A 19,574-nucleotide genomic window follows, 5' to 3' on the forward strand; every position below is an offset into this window, starting at 1 on the left:
ATGGTGGCGCGGATCAGACCGGGCGCAGCACCGGACGCGTCGAGTGCGCACGCGACGAGGCGGCTGCTGCCTCGCCGGGGACGCCGAGGCGGAACGCGGCGACCGTGTCCATCAGCTGCTGCGCCTGCTCCTCCATGCTGCGCGCGGCGGCGGAGGCCTCCTCGACCAGCGCGGCGTTCTGCTGCGTGCCCCGGTCCATCTGCATGATCGCCTGGTTGACCTGCTCGATGCCGGTGCTCTGTTCCTGCGTGGCGGCGCTGACGTCGGCCATCAGGTCGCTGACGTGCTTCACGCCGACCACGATCTCGTCCATCGTGCGCCCCGCGCCTTCGACCAGTCGCGTGCCCAGCTCGACCTTGTCGACCGAATCGCCGATCAGCTGCTTGATCTCCTTGGCGGCACTGGCCGAACGCTGCGCGAGCGAGCGTACCTCCGAGGCGACCACGGCGAAGCCGCGACCCTGTTCGCCGGCGCGCGCGGCTTCCACCGCGGCATTCAACGCCAGGATGTTGGTCTGGAACGCGATGCCGTCGATCACGCCGATGATGTCGACGATGCGGTGCGAGGACGCGCTGATCTGCGACATCGTCGATACCACTTCGTGCATGACGTGGCCGCCCTGCGCGGCGACGTCGACCGCACCGCGCGCGAGCTGCGTCGCCTGGCGCGCGTTCTCGGCGGTCTGGCGCACCGTGCCGGTGAGCTGTTCCATCGAGGTCGCCGTTTCCTCCAGCGATGCCGCCTGCGCCTCGGTGCGTTGCGAGAGATCGTTGTTGCCCGAAGCGATCTCGCCCGCGCCGACGCCGATGGTGTCGGCGGCGACCTTGATCTGGCCGATGATCGCGCCCATCGCATCGACCAGCGCGTTGATGCCGCTGCACAGCTCGGCGATCGCGCCGGACTTGTCGCGCGTGTCGATGCGGCGCGTGAGGTCGCCGTCCTGTGCAGCGGCCACGACCTCGCGCGTCTGCGCCACGGCCAGCTGCAACGCTTGGCTGTCGCGCACCTGCGCGGTGATGTCGGTGGCGTACTTGACCACCTTGAACGGACGGCCGTTCATGTCGTAGATCGGGTTGTACGACGCCTGGATCCAGATCTCGCGTCCGCCCTTGCCGAGGCGGCGGTACTGGCCGGCGTCGTACTCGCCGCGTCCCAGCTTTTCCCAGAACTGGCGGTATTCCGCACTGCCGCGCATCGCCGGATCGACGAACATCGAATGGTGCTGGCCGCGCACTTCTTCCAGCGCGTAGCCCACCGCGGCGAGGAAGTTCGCGTTGGCCGAAAGGATGCGGCCGTCGAGGCCGAACTCGATCACAGCCTGCGACTTGTTGATCGCGGCGAGCTGCCCGGCGAAATCCGCCGCTTGCATCTTCTGCGCGGTGATGTCGGTGGCGAACTTCACGACCTTGTACGGCCGGCCGCTGCTGTCGAACACCGGGTTGTACGAGGCCTGGATCCATACCTCGCGGCCGTCCTTGCCCAGGCGCCGATACTGACCGGCGTCGAATTCGCCGCGCCCGAGCTTCGCCCAGAACTCGCGGTACTCGGCGCCCTGCGCGTACTGCGCGTCGGCGAACATGCGGTGGTGCCGGCCCTGGATCTCTTCCAGTCGGTAGCCCATCGTGTGCAGGAAGTTGTCGTTGGCGCGCAGGATGGTGCCGTCGAGGTCGAACTCGATCACCGCCTGCACGCGGTCGATCGCAGCGACGCGACCTTCCAGTTCGGCGATACGTGCGTTCGCGACGGATGATGCCGGCGCGCCGTGGTGCGGCGCGAAGGCGGATGCCAGCCGCTGCCAGAGCGACGGCGCGGTGGAGTTGGAGCGGTCGGCCACGAAAGGCCGTGTGCCTACACTGAGCATGTGATCCTCGTTGTCCTTGTGGGTCAAATCGACGCGCCATACATCCCTGCGGCGCTGGTACTGCGTTGATTTGTTGACTCACGAAAGATCGCCCGTGGGGACGGCGGACCTTGGGTGTGACTACAACGCGGCTGGCTTGGCGGATTCGCTCCGCCTGGCGTGCTTTTTGGCGTTGTTTTTGTTTTCGGTGTTGCGGTGGAACGTGGAGGTCAGGTCAGATCAGGCGGCGTTGGCGTGCGCGACCAGGCCCATCTCGGCACTGGTCATCAGACGCTCGATTTCCAGCAGGATCAGCATGCGCTCGCCCTGCGTGCCGATGCCGGTGATGAACTGGCGGTCGATGGTCGCGCCGATTTCCGGCACCGGACGGATCTGCTCGGAGGCCAGGCGGATCACGTCGGACACGCTGTCCACCACCATGCCCACGACGCGGTCGGCGACGTTGAGCACGATCATCACCGTCAGCGCGTTGTACTCGGCTTTGGCGAGGCGGAACTTCAGGCGCATGTCGATCACCGGCACGATGGTGCCGCGCAGGTTGATCACGCCCTTGATGTAGTCCGGTGCGTCGGGCAGGCGGGTCACGGTGTCGTAGCCGCGGATCTCCTGCACCTTGAGGATCTCGACGCCGTATTCCTCCTCGCCCAGGGCGAAGGTCAGGTACTCGTCGGCCGATTCGGTGGCGGTGATATGGTCGTGGCTCATGGTGATCCCGTTGGTGTTTGTAGTCCGGGCAAGCGAAGCGCACCCGGGTGGTGCGTGTGTTGAGTTGTCTCCCGGGCGCGGCCTTCGACCTTGCCCGGGTTACGGATTCATGCCGCCTGCGCGACCCGCTGCGCCTGCACGAAACCGCCGACGTCGACGATCAGCGCGACGCGGCCGTCGCCGAGGATGGTCGCGCCGGAGATGCCCTGCACGCGGCGGTAGTTGGATTCGAGGTTCTTGACCACGACCTGCTGCTGGCCGAGCAGTTCGTCGACTTCCAGCGCCAGGCGCTGGCCGTCGGCCTCGACCACCACGGCGATCGCCGCGGTCTCGCGCACCGGGCCGTCCAGCCCGTACTGCGCGGCGAGATCGAGCAGCGGCAGGTAGTCCTCGCGCACGCGCAGCACGCGGGCTTCGCCAGCGATGGTGCGCACGTCGCCGACGGCGGGCTGCAGCGATTCGATCACCGAGTTGAGCGGCAGGATGAAGACTTCGCCGCCGACCGCGACGGTCATGCCGTCGAGGATGGCCAGCGTCAGCGGCAGGCGGATCGACACGGTCGTGCCGATGTTCTTCTTCGAACGGATCTCGACCTGGCCGCCGAGCGCGGCGATGTTCTTCTTCACCACGTCCATGCCGACGCCGCGACCGGACAGGTCGGTGAGCTGTTCGGCGGTGGAGAAGCCGGGGTGGAAGACCAGGTCCCACACCTGCGCGTCGGTCGGGTTGTCGCCGATCGGCAGTCCGCGTTCTGCGGCCTTGCGCAGGATGCGTTCGCGATCCAGTCCGCGGCCGTCATCGCTGATCTCGATGACGATGTGGCCGCCCTGGTGTTGCGCGTTGAGGCTGATGGTGCCGGTTTCGTCCTTGCCCGCGGCGCGGCGTTCGGCCGGCATTTCCAGGCCGTGGTCGATCGAATTGCGAACCAGGTGCACGAGCGGATCGACGATCTTCTCGATCACGCCCTTGTCCAGTTCGGTCGCTTCGCCGCTGGTGCGCAGGCGCACCTTCTTGTCCAGGCGCGTGGCGAGGTCGCGGACCATGCGCGGGAAGCGGCTGAAGGCGAATTCCACCGGCAGCATGCGCACGCCCATCACCGCTTCCTGCAGGTCGCGGGTGTTGCGGTCTAGCTGTTCCAGGCCCGACAGCAGCATCTCGTTGGCGACCGGATCGAGCTGGGTCGAACGCTGGCGCAGCATCGCCTGGGTGATGACGAGTTCGCCGACGAGGTTGATCAGCGCATCGACCTTGTTGACCGCGACGCGGATCGAGCTGTCGCCGTCGTTGGTCGTGTTGCGCGCGGCGGCGGGCTCGTTGCGTGCGCCGATGGCGACGACGTTGTCGAGCACTTCGGCCGAGGGCGGCGGGGCCACGGCGGAACGCGCCGGGATCGCTTCGATTGCCAGTTCGCACTGGTCTTCGACCCATGCGAAGGCGTCGTCGATCGCGCTGCGCGGCACGCTGCCGGGCAGCATCAGGTCCCACGCGAGGTAAGCCTCGTAGGGATCGAGTTCGGAGAACGACGGCAGCGCGGTGTCGAGGCAGGTGACGCCGAGTTCGCCGTGGCTGCGCAGTTCGCGCAGGATGCGCAGCGGATCGTTGCCGGACAGGAACATCGACGGCGCCGGCTTGAAACCGATGCGCCACTCGGCGATCTCCGGTTCCTGCGCGGCGACCTTGGCGGACGAGGCTGCGACTTCGCGGCCCATCATCTTCGCCAGGCCGTCGTGCGCGCGCTTGAGTCCGGCTTCGTCGATCGCGTCGCCGTGCTCGGCGGCGCCGAGCAGGCCACGCAGCGCGTCGCCTGCGACCAGCAGCGCACCGATCGCGTCGACGTCGAGCTGGCGGCGCCCGCTGCGCGCTTCATCGAGCAGGGTTTCCAGCTGGTGGGTCAGTTCGCTGATCGCGGTGAAGCCGAACGTGGCCGCGCCGCCCTTGATCGAATGCGCGGCGCGGAAGACCACGTTGATGGTCTCGCCATCGGCCGAACCGGACTCCATCGCGAGCAGGCCCGCTTCCATTGCGTCCAGGTTTTCGCGGCTTTCCTCGAAGAACGCGGCGTGGAAACGGGTGATGTCCATCGTGGCGGCTCTGCTGTTCGCTCGTTACGGGTCGGGTTTCAGCCAAGGACCTTGCGGACGGTGGCCAGCAGCTGTTCGGGATCGAACGGCTTGACGAGCCAGCCGGTCGCGCCGGCGGCCTTGCCCTCGGCCTTCTTGTCGCCACCGGATTCGGTGGTGAGCATCAGCAGCGGGGTGAAGCGGTAGTCGGGCAGCTGGCGCAGCTGGCGGATCAGTTCGATGCCGTCCATGCGCGGCATGTTCACGTCCGTCACCACGGCGTCGAAGCGGGTGGTGCGCGCGATGTCGAGCGCGGCCTGGCCGTCTTCGGCCTCGCGCACGCTGAAGCCGCCGCCGGTCAGGGCGAAAGCGACCATCTGCCGCATGGAGGTGGAGTCGTCGACGATGAGCAGGTTCTTGGACATCGGTGCGGTTGCCGTTTTAGTGGATTCGGGATGGGCGTCAGGCGGCCGACGGCGTGTCGACGCCGAGGCTGCATGCGAGCGCAAGCTGGCGTGCGGCTTCGGCCAGCACGGGCGACGCGTCGGTGACGGAAGTCGGATGGCCGAGCGCAGCGCGTTCGCGCACGAACGCATGGAGCATCTGCAGGCCGGCGGTGTGCACGCGTTCGACGCGGTCGCCGTTCAGCGCGAGCGGGCCCTGGTCTTCCAGGTGCGCGCGCAGGACGGTCTGCAGGTCTGCGACGTGTTCGATGCCCAGGTCGGGCGGCAGTGGCAGTGCGTTCATGGCAGTTCGTGGTTCGCCGTGGTCGTTCGTTTGGGATAACGGCGCGGGATGGGAGGACTTGAGGGCCTTACCCCTCTCCCTGGCCGCCTTCGACGGCCTGTCCCTCTCAGCCCTGCACTCCCTGCGGTCGCCGCAAGGGGAACGCGTTGCCCACTTCTTCCACAAGGAAAGACGGTTTCCCACCTCTCCCCTTGCGGGAGAGGTCGACGCGCGCAGCGCGGCGGGAGAGGGGTGCTTTCACCCGAAGAGGGCATTCGCATCCAGCAGCACCGTCGGCTTGGCCACGACGCGGGCCACGCCCACGATGGCGCGCGACGGCGAGGCCATCAGCGGCGGTTCGATGCGATCGGGCCCGAGCGTCACCACGTCGTCCACCGCCGACACCAGTGCGCCGATCAGTTCGTTGTCGCGTTCGACCACGACGATGCGTGCGCGCTCGTCCGGCACGACGCGGCCGGTGCCCAGCCACATGCCCAGGTCGAACACCGGCACGATGCGGCCGCGCAGGTTCATCGCGCCCAGCACCGACGGCACCGCGCCGCGCATGGCGACGATCGGCGAGGTGCGGCCGACTTCCTGCACGCGCAGCAGTTCCAGCGCGTAGCTGTCCTCGCCGACCGCGACGCGCAGCCAGCGATGCGTGGCGGTGACCGACGGCGGCAGCGACGGCGGTGTGAGATCCATCGGACGCAGGCCGGTCGGCGCGTGCGCGGGTCGCGCGGGCGGCGTGGGACGGGGCATCTGTGCGGCTGCGGCCGGCGCTTCGATGCGCGGTGCGGGCGCGGCCTGCGTCGCCTGTGCTTCCGCGGCGGCGGCCTGTGCGAACAACGGGTCGGAATCGAGCTCGGCGAGCAGGCCGTCCAGGTCGATGGCCGGCGCGGGCGCGGGATTCGCGACTTCTTCGGTCATCGCTTCGGCCTGCACGAACAGCGGGTCGGCGTCGAGTTCGGCGAGCAGTCCATCGAGGTCGATGGACAGTGCGGGCGACGATTCGACGGTTTCCCCGCTCATCGTCTCGGCCTGCACGAATAGCGGGTCGGAATCGAGTTCGGCCAGCAGGTTGTCGAATGCCGCGACAGATCCCTCTCCCGCAAGGGGAGAGGTGGGCGCTACGGCTGCGTTCGCTTCTTCGGAAACTTCATTCGCCGCTTCGATGTGCGGCTCGATCGTCGTTTCGATTGCCGCCTCGACCGCCGTTTCGATCGCGATCGCGTTCGCCGCGACCGGCGCGTGCGCGAGCGGTTCGACCGGGAGGTCGAGCAGCTCTTCGAGGTAGGCGTCGATGACGGGGTGGTTCATGTTCACGCCGCTTCCTTGCGCTGGTCGCCGCCGCTCTCGCTGGTGAGCAGCCACTTCAGCGCGCGGCGATAGGCGTCGGCGCCGCGGCCGTCCGGCGGCTCGGCGCGGGTCAGGGACGCGGCGTCGCGCAGGCGCGTGTCCATCGGCACGGCATACGGCCACACGCGATCGCCGTAACGGTCCTGCAGTTCGTACAGGCTCTGGATGCCGGTGCGCGTGCGGCGGTCGAACAGCGTCGGCAGCACGTGGCGCGGCAGCGGACGGCGACGCGAGCGTTCGACCATCTCGGCCGTGCGCAGCATGTCGGCCAGGCCGTGCAGCGCGAGCGGGTCGGTCTGCGTGGGCACGATCAGGCGATCGGCCGCGGCCAGTGCGTTGACCATCAGCAGGCCCAGCGTCGGCGGGCAGTCCATCAGCACGTAGTCGTAGACCTCGCGCACCGTGTGCAGCGCGCGACCGAGCGCGAGGCCCAGTCCCGGCTGGGTCGCGCCGCGGCGCTCCAGCGTCGCAAGCGCGGGTTGCGCGGCGACCAGCTGCAGGTCCGGGATCTCGGTGTAGCGCGCCAGTTCGAGCAGGCTTGCGGCGCTGCCGTTGAACAGGTCGTGCGTGCCCGAGGGCGCTGGATCGACGGGGACTTCGAACGCGCGCGTCAGCGATGCGTGCGGATCGAGGTCGAGCAGGAGCACGCGGTTGCCGGCGCTGGCCAGTCCGCGTGCGAGCAACAACGACGTCGTGGTCTTGCCGACGCCGCCCTTCTGGTTGGCAATAGCCCAGGCGCGCATCAGCCCGCTCCCGGTGGTGGGGTGGAAATACGTTTCGCCGCGGCGGTCGCTTGCGCGGTGTCGGCGGCGATGCCTTCGGTACCGGCGGCATGCGCGCGCGCCGTCGCGGCGGCGGAACCCGGCGCCTTCGGCGCGGGGAAGAGATCGGCTTCGACGGCCGGCGCCACGCTGGCGGCCTGTTCCGATTCGATGGCGATGGCCGGGCCGCGCTCCTCGAGCGCGTCCGGCCCCTGCGGGCTGGCGAGGATCACCAGCAGCACGCGGCGGTTCGCGTTGCGGCCTTCCGGCGTGGCGTTGTCGGCGACCGGCTGGAACTCGCCGTAGCCGACCACGGCCAGGCGGTTGGCGGTGATGCCCGACTGCATCATCACGTGGACGATGCTGGCCGCGCGTGCGGACGAGAGTTCCCAGTTCGACGGGAACTGCGAGGTCGCGATCGGCACGTTGTCGGTGTAGCCCTCCACGCGCAGCGCGTTGGGTTCGTCGCGCAGCACGTCGGCGATCTGGCGCACCGTGCCCAGCGCCTGCGGGTTCGGCGTAGCCACGCCACTGGCGAACAGGATGTCGCTCTGGATCTCGACTTCCAGGAAGTTGTAGCTGCGGCGCACCGTGACCAGCTTCTGCCGGACCAGTTCCGACAGCGCGTCCTGGATGCGGCGGCCCAGCGACAGCAGCTGCTGGCCGTGCGCGTCGCGCGCTTCGGCGCTGGCCTGCTGCATCTGCACCTGCATCTGCTTCTGCGCCTGCGCGCTGGAACCGAAGGTCGGCATGTCCAGCACCTGGCGCATGCGCGGCGAGCTGATCGGGCTGGACGCCGACGGGCCGGACTTGGAACCCGGCGTCACCAGCGAAGGCCGGTCGAACGCGGAGCCGCGCAGCTGGTGCATGCCCAGCTGGATCGGCGAGACCGTGCGCGGCGGACCGCCGAACGCGGACGACAGTGCGTCGGCGAGCACGCGGTACTTGCCCTCGTTGATCGAGGAGATCGCGTACATCACCACGAAGAACGCCAGCAGCAGCGTGATCAGATCGCCGTACGGGATCGCCCACGCCTCGTGGTTGGCGTGTTCCTCGTGCTGGTGGCGGCGACGCGAGGCCATGATCGTTTCGTCAGACCACGAAGCCGTTGAGCCGCGCTTCGATGTTGCGCGGGTTCTCGCCCTGGGCGATCGCGATCAGGCCTTCGATGATCATCTCGCGCTCGTCGGCCTGCTGCGTGATCAGTCCCTTCAGCTTGGCTGCCATCGGCAGCAGCATCAGGTTGGCCATGCCGATGCCGTAGATGGTCGCGGTGAACGCGGCGGCGATGCCGTGGCCGAGCTTGCTCGGATCGGCGAGGTTCTTCATCACCGCCATCAGGCCGAGCACCGCACCGATGATGCCCAGCGTCGGCGAGTAGATGCCCATGCCTTCGAACACCTTGGCCGCGGCCATGTCGCGCTGCGACTGGCCGTGCAGTTCGATCTCCAGCATCTGCCGGATCGAATCGGGTTCGACGCCGTCGACCACCATCTGCAGGCCCTTGCGCACGAACGGGTCTTCCTGCGCGTTCACTTCCGCTTCCAGGCCGAGCAGGCCCTGGCGGCGCGCGACGGTGCTCCATTCGACCAGGCGCGCGATCATCGCCGGACGGTCCTGCACCGGCGGCCGGAACACCCAGCGCGCGATCGCCATCGCGCGCTTGAACGTCGCCAGCGGCGTCTGCAGCAGGATCGCGGCGGTGGTGCCGAGGATGACGATGACGAACGCAGCCGGCGACCACAGGCCCGACAGGCCCGCACCCTTGAGGATGCTGCCGCCGATCAGGGCGACGAGCGCTAGTACGACACCGGTGAGGCTGAGTCTGTCCATCGTGGGGAAGGCATCCGTCAAGGTGAATCGCGTTGTCCCCCTCTCCCTTCATGGGAGAGGGACAGGCCGCCGGAGGCGGCCAGGGAGAGGGCCGTGGAGGCGCCGCTGCACAGCGACCCCTCTACCGCCCCTCCGGGGCACCTTCTCCCGCAAGGGGAGAAGGAACAGCGCGCGAAGCTCAGTTGGTTTATCGGTCCCTCGCCGCGCTACTTGAGCCGCGCAGCCCGGTTCTGAGCAGCGCGTCCACATCCAGGATCAGCGCCATGCGGCCGTCGCCGACCAGGCTGGCGCCGGCGTAACCGGCCAGTCCGCGCAGGGTTCGCGGCAATGCCTTGATCACCACCTCCTCGCGACCGCGCACGCGATCGACGGTGAGGCAGAAGCGCTGGTCGCCCGATTGCAGCACCACGCAGGTCGTGGCCGCGCCGGGTTGCGGCGGCAGTCCGAGCCAGGTGCGCAGGTCGATCAGCGGCAGCGGCTGGTCGCGCAGGTCGAGCATGCTCTGGCCGTCGACCCACAGCGCTTCCACGCGTTCGTGCGCGAGCACTTCGATCACGCGCACCAGCGGCAGCGCGTAGACATCGCCGTCGAGTTCGATCAGCAGCGTCGGCAGGATCGCCAGGGTCAGGGGCACGCGGATCACGAAGCGCGTGCCGCGGCCGACCTCGGACTGGATCTGCACCTGGCCGCTGAGTTCGCGGATCTTCGACTGCACCACGTCCATGCCGACGCCGCGACCGGACAGGTCGCTGACTTCGCTGCGCGTGGAGAAGCCGGCCATGAAGATCAGGTTGAGACATTCGTCCGAGCTCAGCCGCGCGGCGGCGTCGGCGTCGATCAGGCCCTTGTTGCATGCGCTGCGGCGGATCTTCTCCGGGTCGATGCCGGCGCCGTCGTCGCTGACTTCGATCGAGACGTGGTCGCCTTCCTGCTGCGCGGACAGGCGCACCGTGCCCTGTTCGGACTTGCCGGCGGCGCGGCGCGCCTCTGGCGATTCGATGCCGTGGTCGATCGCGTTGCGCACCAGGTGCACCAGCGGATCGGCCAGCGCTTCGACGAGATTGCGGTCGAGTTCGGTGTCGGCGCCGACGATGTCCAGTTCCACGGACTTCGACACCTGCCGCGCGACGTCGCGCGCCAGCTTTGGGAAACGCGCGAACACGCGGCCGACCGGCTGCATGCGCACCATCATCACCGCCGACTGCAGGCGCGAAGTGGCGACGTCGAGCGCGGTCACCGCGCGGTCGAGGTCTTCGTCGCGCAGGCGCGGACGGATCGTCTTGAGGCGGTTGCGCGCGAGCACGAGCTCGCCGACGAGATCGACCATCGCATCGAGGCGACGCACGTCGACGCGCACGGTGGGATCTTCGGCGGCCTTCGGCGCAGGTGCGCTCCTGGCGCCTGCACCTGCTCTCAGCGCGGAATTGGCAGGAGCTTGCGGGGCCGCGTCAGCGCCCGGACCCGCGTGAGGGGCAACCGTGCCCGGCACGCCGCCGGCGCCGTGCAACTGATCCAGCAGCGCTTCGAACTCGGAGTCGTCGATGTCGCTACCCGCATGCGCGGGCTTCGCGGCCGGCTTGGCGGAGATCGTCGGCATCTGGGTGACGAAACCCTTGGCGCCGTCGCGCAGCGATTTCAGCAGCGCCGGCGGTGCGTGTTCGGGTTCCTCGCCGTTGGAGACCGCGGCGAGCATGTCGACCAGCAGGTCGACGGCCTGCTGCGCACCGTCGAAAGCCGCGGCGTCCATCGGCACGGTGCCGTCGCGCGCGACGTTGAGGCGGTCTTCCACCGCGTGGCAGATCGACACCATCGGCGCGAAGTCGAGGAAGCCCGCGCCGCCCTTGATCGTGTGGAAACCACGGAAGACGGTGTTGAGGCAATTGCGATCGGCCGGCGCGTGTTCCAGCGCGACCATCTGTTCGCCGAGCTGGTCGAGGATCTCGCGCGCCTCGATCAGGAAGTCGGCGGCGATGTCTGAGGAAATGGCGCTCATGGGGTGGTTCCCGACGAAGAATCGCCGATGCCGCGCGCACGCTCCCATGCTGTCATCCCCGCGAAGGCGGGGATCCAACTGCCAGATGCATCAACACCTTGGTAAGGCGTGCAGCGGCGGAAAGCTGGATTCCCGCCTTCGCGGGAATGACGGCGGGGGTGTGGAGCGGCAGGGACGAAGGCCGGGCGATGCATGACTACAGCCCCAGCGAAGACAGCAGTTCGTTCGCGTCGTCCTGCGTCGCCGGCGCGGGATCGATGCCCGCCACGGACGGGCCGTGGCCGCGATGGTTGTTGAGGTGCAGCGGCGTGCTGTGGTCGTCGGCGACTTCGCCCAGTCCTGCATGCACGGCGCGCACCAGGTCGACCACGCGGCGGATGATCTGGCCGGTGAGGTCCTGGTAGCCCTGTGCGGCGGTCATCTCGGAGAAACGCCCGCGGATCGCGGCGATCGTCGCGGCCTGTTCCTCGACGGCGGCGTCGGGCAGCGTGCCCAGCAGCGTTCCGCATTCCTGGATCAGGTCGAGCGTGCGATGGCTCGCGTCCTCGCTCACGTGCACGACGTGCTCCAGCCGCGCGCACGCTTCCGGCAGCGAACCGGTGGACGCGATTCCGCCATTGCCGAGCGCGCTTTCCAGTTCGCGCGCCAGCTTCGCCAGTCCCTGCACCAGCGGCTGGCTGCGCCACTGGATCAGCGCGTCGACATTGCTGCGCCAGCCGGCGACGTCGTCGTGCTCCAGCGCCCACAGTGCGGCGTGCAGGCGTGCGATCACGGCCTGACGATCCTGCGGAGCAGGCGCGTCGATCACGCGGCCGCTCCCAGGCGCTCGAACACCTTGTTGAGCTTGTCTTCCAGCGTGGCGGCGGTGAAGGGCTTGATGACGTAGCCGTTCACACCGGCCTGCGCGGCTTCGATGATCTGCTCGCGCTTGGCTTCGGCGGTGACCATCAGCACCGGGATCTTCGCCAGCGAGGCGTCGGCGCGGATCGCCTTGAGCAGGTCGATGCCGGGCATGCCGGGCATGTTCCAGTCGGTGACGACCAGGTCGTACGGCGCCTTCTTCAGTTCGACCAGCGCGGTGCTGCCGTCGTCGGCTTCGGCGGTGTTGTGGAAGCCCAGGTCGTTCAGCAGGTTCTTGACGATGCGGCGCATGGTCGAGAAGTCGTCGACGATGAGGATGCGGAGGTTCTTGTCCATGTGGGCTTGCCTTTGCTGCGATATGGAGTTTGTGATCAGTGGAGCGCCGAGCGTTTCCTTCTCCCCTTGCGGGAGAAGGCGGCGCGCAGCGCCGGAAGAGGGGTAGCGCGAAGCGCCGCGACGATCGCACCCCTCTCCCTGGCCGCCTTCGGCGGCCTGTCCCTCTCCCGCAAGGGGAGAGGGAGAAACGAAAGCTCAATACCCATGCTCGTCGTCGTCTTCGTCGTGCGTCCCGCGCCATTCGCCCAGTCGCGAGCGCAGGCGCAACATCGCCTGGCCGTGGATCTGGCACACGCGCGATTCGCTCACCGACAGCACCGCGCCGATCTCGCGCAGGTTCATTTCCTGCTCGTAGTACAGCGACAGCACCAGCTGTTCGCGTTCGGGCAGGCCGGAGATCGCATCGCCGAGCGCTTCGCGGAACGCAACGTGCTCGAACTCGCGCGCGGGCGTCGCACCGGAGTGGTGGGCCAGGTGCGGCTCGCCGTCGTGCTCGTCCAGGTGCGCTTCCAGGCTGATCAGCTGGCCGCGCGCGGCGTCTTCGAGCATGCGGTGGTATTCGTCCAGCGGCACGTTCAGCGCGCCGGCGACTTCCTGCGCAGTCGCAGCGCGGCCGGTGCGCTGTTCGACTTCGCGCGTGGCGGCGACGACGTCGCGATAGCGGCGGTGCACCGAACGCGGCACCCAGTCGCCGCGACGGATCTCGTCGATCATCGCGCCACGGATGCGGATCGATGCGTAGGTCTCGAACGCGGCGCCCTGGTCGGCCTGGAAATTGCGCGCCGCGTCGATCAGGCCGAGCATGCCGGCCTGGATCAGGTCGTCGATCTCCACGCTCGCCGGCAGGCGCGCGGCCAGGTGGTGGGCGATGCGGCGCACCAGTTCGCCATGACGCTCGACGACTTCGGTGGCGTTGCAGTTGTCGGTGGCGCGCTGGGTGGCGCGGTACTGCGCGGCGGCGGCGTTCATGCGACGGCGCTCCGTAGCGGATCGTTGGCGTGTGCCGCACCGCCGTGCGCGACCAGGCGCTCCATGAAGAACTCGACGCCGCCGCGTGGACCGGCCGGCGATTGCCAGCTGTTGGCGCGGCGCGCGATGTCGCGGAAGGCCAGCGCCGACGGGCAGCCGGGGAACGCTTCGACGACGGCTTCCTGGCGCTGGATCGCGCGGCGCAGCCATTCGTCGCGCGGGACCGCGCCGAGGTAGTGCAGGGTCACGTCGAGGAAGCGCGCGCTGACGCGTTCGAGCTTCTCGAACAGCTGCTTGCCCTCGATGGCGTTGTTGACCTGGTTGGCCAGCACCTGCACGCGGGTCACGCCGCGCTCGCGGCTGAGCACCTTGATCAGTGCGTAGGCGTCGGTGACCGAGGCCGGTTCGTCGCAGACCACGACGATCACGTCCTGCGCCGCCTGGCAGAAGGTCAGCACGCTGTCGGAGATGCCGGCGGCGTTGTCGACCACCATCGCGTCCAGCGGCAGGTCGAGCTGGCAGAAGGCGTGGACCAGGCCGATGTGCTGCTGCGGCAGCAGTTCGGTCATGTGGCGCTTGCCCGAGGCGGCCGGCACCACCCAGAGGCCGCGCGGACCTTCGAGCAGCGTGTCCTGCAGTTCGCAGCGGCCGGCGAAGACGTCGGCGAGGGTGAACTGCGGCGACAGGCCGAGCATCACGTCGACGTTGGCCAGTCCGAGGTCGGTGTCCAGCAGCAACGTGCGCTGGCCGGCGTGGACCAGGGCCATCGCGAGGTTCACCGAGACCGAGGTCTTGCCGACCCCACCCTTGCCACTGGCCACGGCGATGACGCGCACGGGCGCGCGCGCGCTGTTGGAAGCGGAGGCGTTCAGATCAGCTGGCGAAGGCATGGCGGTCCTCGGTGGGGAGGGTCAGGGAACGCGGACTCACTGGACGCGCGTCCAGAGACCCGAGAGGGTTATCGGCAGCACGTCGCACTTTCTCCAGTGTCTTCACCAACGCGGTCGCGTCGGCGGCGGCGAGATCGTGCGGAACCTGTTGCCCGTCGGTGGTGTAGGCCAGGCTGAGGCCGTGCTGGACCATCACCGACAGGGCCGAGCCGAGGCGGCCGGTCTCGTCGAGCTTGGTCAGCACCACGCCCTCGGGCGAGGCCGGGCGATAGCGGCGGATCACTTCGCCCAGGTCGTGGGCCTGGGTATTGGCCGGCAGCACCAGCAGGCTGCGCACCCGCTTGGCCGCGCGCAGCCAGAGGATCTGGCCCAGCAGGGCGCGGTCGCGCAGACCGTGGCCGGCGGTATCGACCAGCACCAGCGGGTAGTCCGCGAGCTGGTCCAGGGCGTCGTTCAGCGCTTCCGGACCGTTGGCCTCGCACACGGTCACGCCGAGGCGGCGGCCGAGGATGTGCAGTTGTTCGGTCGCGCCGGGGCGCTCGGTGTCGGTGGTGACCAGGGCCACGTCGCGGGCGCGGTGGCGCTGGGCGAAGCGCGCGGCGAGCTTGGCCGCCGTGGTGGTCTTGCCGGCGCCGGTCGGACCGACCAGGGCGATCACGCCGCCGTCGTCGATCGGCTCGCTGCGCACCACGCTGAGCGCGCGCGCCAGTTCGGCCAGCATCGGCTCGCGCACCTGCGACGGGTCGAGGCGGGCGTCGATGCGGCCGGCGATGGTCTGCGCCAGGTTTTCGTCGCAGCCGTAGTTCATCAGCGCGTCGAACGCGGCCGCGCGCGCCGGCGAACCGCGCAGGCGTTCGACCGACATCTGCGCCAGCTCGCGCTCGATCAGCGCACGCATCGTCGCCATCTCCTCGCGCATGGCGAGCAGGGTTGGATCGCGCTGGTCGGGGACCGCGTGGAGATGGGTTTCGCGCGGGGCGCTGTCGACGGCTTCGACGCGGATCGGCGCGGAGGCTTCGTGAGCGGGAGTGGGGCTGGGGTGAGGGTCGGCGGAGTGGGAAGGCATCGCGCTCGGGCTGACCTTCATCGACTCGACGTCGTCGCGACCGGATGCGTGGTCCTGCGCCCGGGCCTCTCCCTCGATTCCGCTCCCGTTGGGTGAGGTAGCGACAGCGTCGGCGACCTGAGCAGTGCTTTCGACTGCAGCCGTCGGCACCGCCACCGCCTGCTCGAAGCGATCGCCCTGCGAGATCAGCGCGGCCATCATCGCGTCGAAGCGCGAGGTGTCCGGCTTCGACGACGCGGCGGCGGCGACGCGGGCTTCGGCCTTGGGTTCGCGCGTAACGGCGCGGGCGGGCTCGACCGTCGGCTGGACCGGCGCGGAGCCGGCCGGCGCTTCGCCGATGGCGAACACGGCACGGCCACGGATCGGCGATTCGGCGATCGCATTGCGCGCGCGCGCCGACAGCGTCACTTCAGCCGCTTCTTCTTCGATGTCGGCGACCGGCGTAGTCCAGGCCGGCTTGCTCTTGATTGCGGGTTTGGTCAGCAGCGTCGCCAGCGAGCCCAGGCGCGAGCCGGACGTTTCCTCGTCCTCGCGGGTGGGAAGCGGCGGCATCACCGCGGCCACCGTCGCCGGCGTGGTCGGCGAGGCCACCGGTGCGGGTGTCGGCGGCAGCGACGGCAAAGCGGCGCGCAGGGCCTGCTGCGCCAGAGATTCGTCGTAGTCGGTCGCCGCGACGATCTCGATGCCGTCGTCGGTCGGACGGTTCGACAGGATCACCGCATCGGGTCCCTGCTCGTCGCGCACCATGCGCAGCGCGGTGCGCATGTCGGGGGCGATGAAACGTTTGATTCGCATGGGTCAACAACCGTTGTCTGGTGAGTCGTGCCGGGTGGTTCGATGGAGCGTGTGTTCGTGTTCGTGTCGCTATGGGTGTTGCATCAGCCCACCGATCCCACCAGTCGCAACCGCTTGTCCTCCGGCACCTCGCCGTAGGCCAGCACGGTCAGCGCGGGGACGCTGTGCCGCACGAGCCGGGCGATCGCGGAGCGGATGCCACCGGGGACCAGCAGTACCGCGGGTTCGCCGCGGGTTTCCTGGCGGGTGACGCACTCGCTGAGGTTCTGGTGAAGACGCTCGGCGAGTCCGGGTTCCAGCGCGGCGCCCTGGCCGCTGACGGAGTCCTGCAATACCCGTTCCAGAGCCGGCGCCAAGGTATAGACGGGCAGTTCGGCGCCCAGGCCGTTGAGTTCCTGGACGATGAAGCGGCCCAGCGCGGTGCGTACCGCGGCGGTCAGCAGGGCCGGGTCCTGGGTGTGCGCGCCGTGTTCGAGCAGCGCTTCGACGATCTGGCGCAACTGGCGCACCGGTACGCGCTCGGCGAGCAGCGACTGCAGCACGCGCACCACCGTCGACAGCGGCAGCAGCTTCGGCGTCAGGTCCTCGACCAGGCGCGGCGAGTTGCGGCCGAGCGTGGACAGCAGCTGCTGCACTTCCTCGTGGCCGAGCAGTTCGGCCGCGCGTTCGCGCACCAGGTGCGAGAGATGCGTGGCGACCACGGTCGCGGCATCGACCACGGTGTAGCCCAGCGATTCGGCATTCGCGCGCTGGCTGGGCTGGATCCACACCGCGTCCAGTCCGAACGCCGGGTCCTTGCCGGGAATGCCCTCGAGCTTGCCGAACACGTGGCCCGGATCGAGCGCGAGGTCGCGGTCGGGATGCAGTTCGCCGGTGGCGATCGGCACGCCGTGCACCAGCACGCGGTACTGGCCCGGCGACAGTTCCAGGTTGTCGCGCACGTGCACGGCGGGAATCAGGAAACCCAGGTCCTGGGTGAGCTTGCGGCGCACGCCCTTCAGGCGCGCGAGCAGTTCGCCGCCCTGGTGCTTGTCGACCAGCGCGATCAGGCGGTAGCCGACTTCCAGGCCGAGCGGTTCGACCGGACGCAGTTCGTCCCAGCTCAGTTCCGGCTGCGCGGCGGCGGTCGCGGCCGCTTCGGTTTCCGGTGTCGCTTCCGGCGCGGCGCTCGCGCGCTGGTGCATCCGCCATGCCGCATAGCCGAGGATCGCCGCGAGGATCAGGAACGGCACGTTCGGCATGCCCGGCACGATGCCGACCAGGCCCAGCAGCGCCGCGGCCACCGACAGCGCACGCGGATGCAGCACCTGCGTGGTGACCGCCTGGCCCATTTCCTGTTCGCGCGTGGCGCGCGTGACCAGCATCGCCACCGCGGTGGAGATCAGCAGCGCCGGCAGCTGCGCGACGAGGCCGTCGCCGATCGCCAGCAGCGTGTAGGTCTTGCCCGCTTCGGCGAAGGCCATGTCGTGCTGGAGCACGCCGATCAGCACGCCGCCGATCACGTTGATCGCCAGGATCAGCAGGCCGGCGATGGCGTCGCCGCGCACGAACTTGCTGGCGCCGTCCATCGAACCATAGAAGTCGGCTTCCGCACGCACTTCCTCGCGACGGGCCTTGGCGTCCTCGCGGGTGAGCAGGCCGGCGTTGAGGTCGGCGTCGATCGCCATCTGCTTGCCGGGCAGGGCGTCGAGGATGAAGCGCGCCGACACTTCCGAGATGCGCCCGGCGCCCTTGGTGACGACGACGAAGTTGACGATGGTCAGGATCGCGAATACCACGATGCCGACCGCGAAGCTGCCGCCGATGACGAACTGGCCGAAGGATTCGATGACGTGGCCGGCCGCGGCCGGGCCCTGGTGGCCGTGCAGCAGGACCACGCGGGTGGAGGCGACGTTGAGCGCGAGGCGCAGCAGCGTGACCAGCAGCAACACGCTGGGGAAGACCGAGAATTCCAGCGGCCGCTTCACGTACACGACCGCCAGCAGCACCACCAGCGACATCGCGATGTTGATGGTGAACAGGCCGTCCAGCACCAGCGGCGACAGCGGCACGATCACCATCGCCAGCATCGCCAGCACGACCACCGGGGTCGCCAGGCCGCTGCGGACCGCGTGGCCTATCTCGGCGAGGGAGAAGCGCCTGTCAAAAGACGGACTGCTCACGGTGTCGGGCCTTTGACGGGCGTCCCGGCGGCGGCTTCACCGTCGGCCAGCACCGCGTCCACGGCGACGTCGCCCAGCTGCGGCATCGGCCCGTGCGAACGGTGCCAGCGCTTGATCTGGTAGACGTAGGACAGGACCTGCGCGACGGCCGCGTAGAGCTTCACCGGGATCTCCTGGTCGATCTGCGCATGCCGATACAAGGCGCGTGCCAAAGGCGGCGCTTCCACCACGGTGATCCGGTGCTTGCCGGCGATGTCGCGGATCATCAGGGCGATCTCGTCCACGCCCTTGGCCACGACCTTGGGCGCGCGCATCGCGCCGGCCTCGTACTTCAGGGCCACGGCGTAGTGGGTCGGGTTGGTCACGACCACGTCGGCGGTGGGCACCGCTTCCATCGTCTGCCGGCGCGACATCTGCGAGGCGATCTGGCGCACGCGCGCCTTCACTTCCGGGTTGCCCTCGCTTTCCTTGTACTCGTCGCGCAGCTCCTGCTTGGTCATCTTCAGGCGGTTGCGGTACGACCAGTGCTGCCAGGGCACGTCGATCAGCGCCAGCACGCCGAGCGCGCCGACCATCGCCAGCACCGCCTTGCTGATCAGCCCGAGCCCGGAACCGACCGCGGTCTGCAGCGGCTGGTTCGCCATCGCCAGCAGCTGGGTGAACGCGCCGTGCACCACCAGCCCGGCGAGGCCGCCGATCAGCACCACGCGCAGCATCGAGCGCACCAGCTCGGCCAGGCTTTCCTTGCCGTACATGCGCTTGAAACCGTTGAGCGGACTCATGCGCGCGAAATCCGGCGCCAGCGACTTGCTGGCGAAGCGCAGCCCGCCCATCACCGCCGGCGCGATGAAGCACGCCCCGAGCGCGGCCAGCAGCACCGGCAGCATCGGCAACAGCAGGCCGCCGAGCAGCTTCGCCACGTGCGGCAGGAAACGGTCGTGCTGGCCGAGCAGGGCCGGATCGAGCGTCAGTGCATCGCGCAGCCAATCCTGTGAGGCGCTGCCGATGTGCGAACCGGTCGCGACCAGCGTCGCCGCCGCGCAGCCCAGCACCGCCACGTTGCCCAGTTCGCGCGATCGCGGGACGTCGCCGCGTTCGCGCGCCTCGCGCAATCGTTTTTCTGATGGCTGTTCGGTGCGGTCTTCCTGATCTTCGGCCATCGGCTTTCATTCCTCTCGCTAGCCGATCCCTGCAGCG

The 19,574-nt window shown here is 69.1% G+C and carries 17 protein-coding genes; all 17 read right to left on the bottom strand.

Annotated features, from left to right (window positions below; genetic code table 11):
• Positions 1 to 13: 13 nt before the first annotated feature.
• The 17 genes from FOF45_RS10095 to flhB all read right to left on the bottom strand — a co-directional run bounded on the left by FOF45_RS10095 (position 14) and on the right by flhB (position 19,537).
• Complete coding sequence (locus tag FOF45_RS10095) at positions 14 to 1,861, bottom strand: methyl-accepting chemotaxis protein (protein ID WP_158984465.1); 1,848 nt, start codon at positions 1,859 to 1,861, stop codon at positions 14 to 16.
• Between the two features lie 219 nt (positions 1,862 to 2,080).
• Positions 2,081 to 2,566: a chemotaxis protein CheW gene (locus tag FOF45_RS10100; protein WP_158984467.1), complete on the bottom strand. Its 486-nt coding sequence runs from the start codon at positions 2,564 to 2,566 to the stop codon at positions 2,081 to 2,083.
• Between the two features lie 107 nt (positions 2,567 to 2,673).
• Positions 2,674 to 4,647 carry a chemotaxis protein CheA gene (locus FOF45_RS10105; RefSeq protein ID WP_158984469.1) on the bottom strand — a complete coding sequence of 658 codons (1,974 nt, stop codon included), beginning with the start codon at positions 4,645 to 4,647 and terminating at the stop codon, positions 2,674 to 2,676.
• Positions 4,648 to 4,685: 38 nt separating this feature from the next.
• Entirely contained in the window at positions 4,686 to 5,051 is a 366-nt protein-coding gene (locus FOF45_RS10110; protein WP_158984471.1) for a response regulator, read from the bottom strand.
• A 37-nt stretch (positions 5,052 to 5,088) separates the two neighbouring features.
• Positions 5,089 to 5,373, bottom strand: coding sequence for an STAS domain-containing protein (locus FOF45_RS10115; RefSeq protein ID WP_158984473.1), 285 nt, complete (start codon positions 5,371 to 5,373; stop codon positions 5,089 to 5,091).
• A gap of 237 nt (positions 5,374 to 5,610) precedes the next feature.
• Positions 5,611 to 6,672, bottom strand: coding sequence for a chemotaxis protein CheW (locus FOF45_RS10120; RefSeq protein WP_158984475.1), 1,062 nt, complete (start codon positions 6,670 to 6,672; stop codon positions 5,611 to 5,613).
• A gap of 2 nt (positions 6,673 to 6,674) precedes the next feature.
• Complete coding sequence (locus FOF45_RS10125; RefSeq protein ID WP_158984477.1) at positions 6,675 to 7,454, bottom strand: ParA family protein; 780 nt, start codon at positions 7,452 to 7,454, stop codon at positions 6,675 to 6,677.
• Entirely contained in the window at positions 7,454 to 8,554 is a 1,101-nt protein-coding gene (motD, locus tag FOF45_RS10130) for a flagellar motor protein MotD (RefSeq protein WP_158984479.1), read from the bottom strand. Before motD ends, FOF45_RS10125 begins: the two co-directional genes overlap by 1 nt.
• Before the next feature lie 10 nt (positions 8,555 to 8,564).
• Complete coding sequence (locus tag FOF45_RS10135; protein ID WP_158984481.1) at positions 8,565 to 9,305, bottom strand: flagellar motor protein; 741 nt, start codon at positions 9,303 to 9,305, stop codon at positions 8,565 to 8,567.
• 187 nt (positions 9,306 to 9,492) lie between these two features.
• Positions 9,493 to 11,298 carry a chemotaxis protein CheA gene (locus tag FOF45_RS10140; protein WP_158984483.1) on the bottom strand — a complete coding sequence of 602 codons (1,806 nt, stop codon included), beginning with the start codon at positions 11,296 to 11,298 and terminating at the stop codon, positions 9,493 to 9,495.
• Positions 11,299 to 11,494: 196 nt separating this feature from the next.
• Positions 11,495 to 12,106: a protein phosphatase CheZ gene (locus FOF45_RS10145; protein ID WP_158984485.1), complete on the bottom strand. Its 612-nt coding sequence runs from the start codon at positions 12,104 to 12,106 to the stop codon at positions 11,495 to 11,497.
• Positions 12,103 to 12,495 carry a chemotaxis response regulator CheY gene (cheY, locus tag FOF45_RS10150; protein ID WP_158984487.1) on the bottom strand — a complete coding sequence of 131 codons (393 nt, stop codon included), beginning with the start codon at positions 12,493 to 12,495 and terminating at the stop codon, positions 12,103 to 12,105. Before cheY ends, FOF45_RS10145 begins: the two co-directional genes overlap by 4 nt.
• Positions 12,496 to 12,690: 195 nt before the next feature.
• Positions 12,691 to 13,464: an RNA polymerase sigma factor FliA gene (locus tag FOF45_RS10155; protein ID WP_158984489.1), complete on the bottom strand. Its 774-nt coding sequence runs from the start codon at positions 13,462 to 13,464 to the stop codon at positions 12,691 to 12,693.
• The gene (locus FOF45_RS10160) at positions 13,461 to 14,354 is read right to left on the bottom strand and encodes a MinD/ParA family protein (protein ID WP_158984491.1); all 894 of its coding nucleotides are present in this window, start codon (positions 14,352 to 14,354) and stop codon (positions 13,461 to 13,463) included. The genes FOF45_RS10155 and FOF45_RS10160 overlap by 4 nt, the downstream gene beginning before the upstream one ends.
• A complete protein-coding gene (gene flhF / locus FOF45_RS10165) occupies positions 14,338 to 16,215 on the bottom strand; it encodes a flagellar biosynthesis GTPase FlhF (RefSeq protein WP_158984493.1) in 1,878 nt (625 codons plus the stop codon). The genes FOF45_RS10160 and flhF overlap by 17 nt, the downstream gene beginning before the upstream one ends.
• A gap of 83 nt (positions 16,216 to 16,298) precedes the next feature.
• Entirely contained in the window at positions 16,299 to 18,284 is a 1,986-nt protein-coding gene (gene flhA / locus FOF45_RS10170; protein WP_233264218.1) for a flagellar biosynthesis protein FlhA, read from the bottom strand.
• Positions 18,285 to 18,373: 89 nt separating this feature from the next.
• The gene (gene flhB, locus FOF45_RS10175) at positions 18,374 to 19,537 is read right to left on the bottom strand and encodes a flagellar biosynthesis protein FlhB (RefSeq protein WP_158984495.1); all 1,164 of its coding nucleotides are present in this window, start codon (positions 19,535 to 19,537) and stop codon (positions 18,374 to 18,376) included.
• Positions 19,538 to 19,574: the final 37 nt, after the last annotated feature.

This window comes from Lysobacter panacisoli (assembly GCF_009765165.1).
GTDB lineage: Bacteria > Pseudomonadota > Gammaproteobacteria > Xanthomonadales > Xanthomonadaceae > Lysobacter_J > Lysobacter_J panacisoli.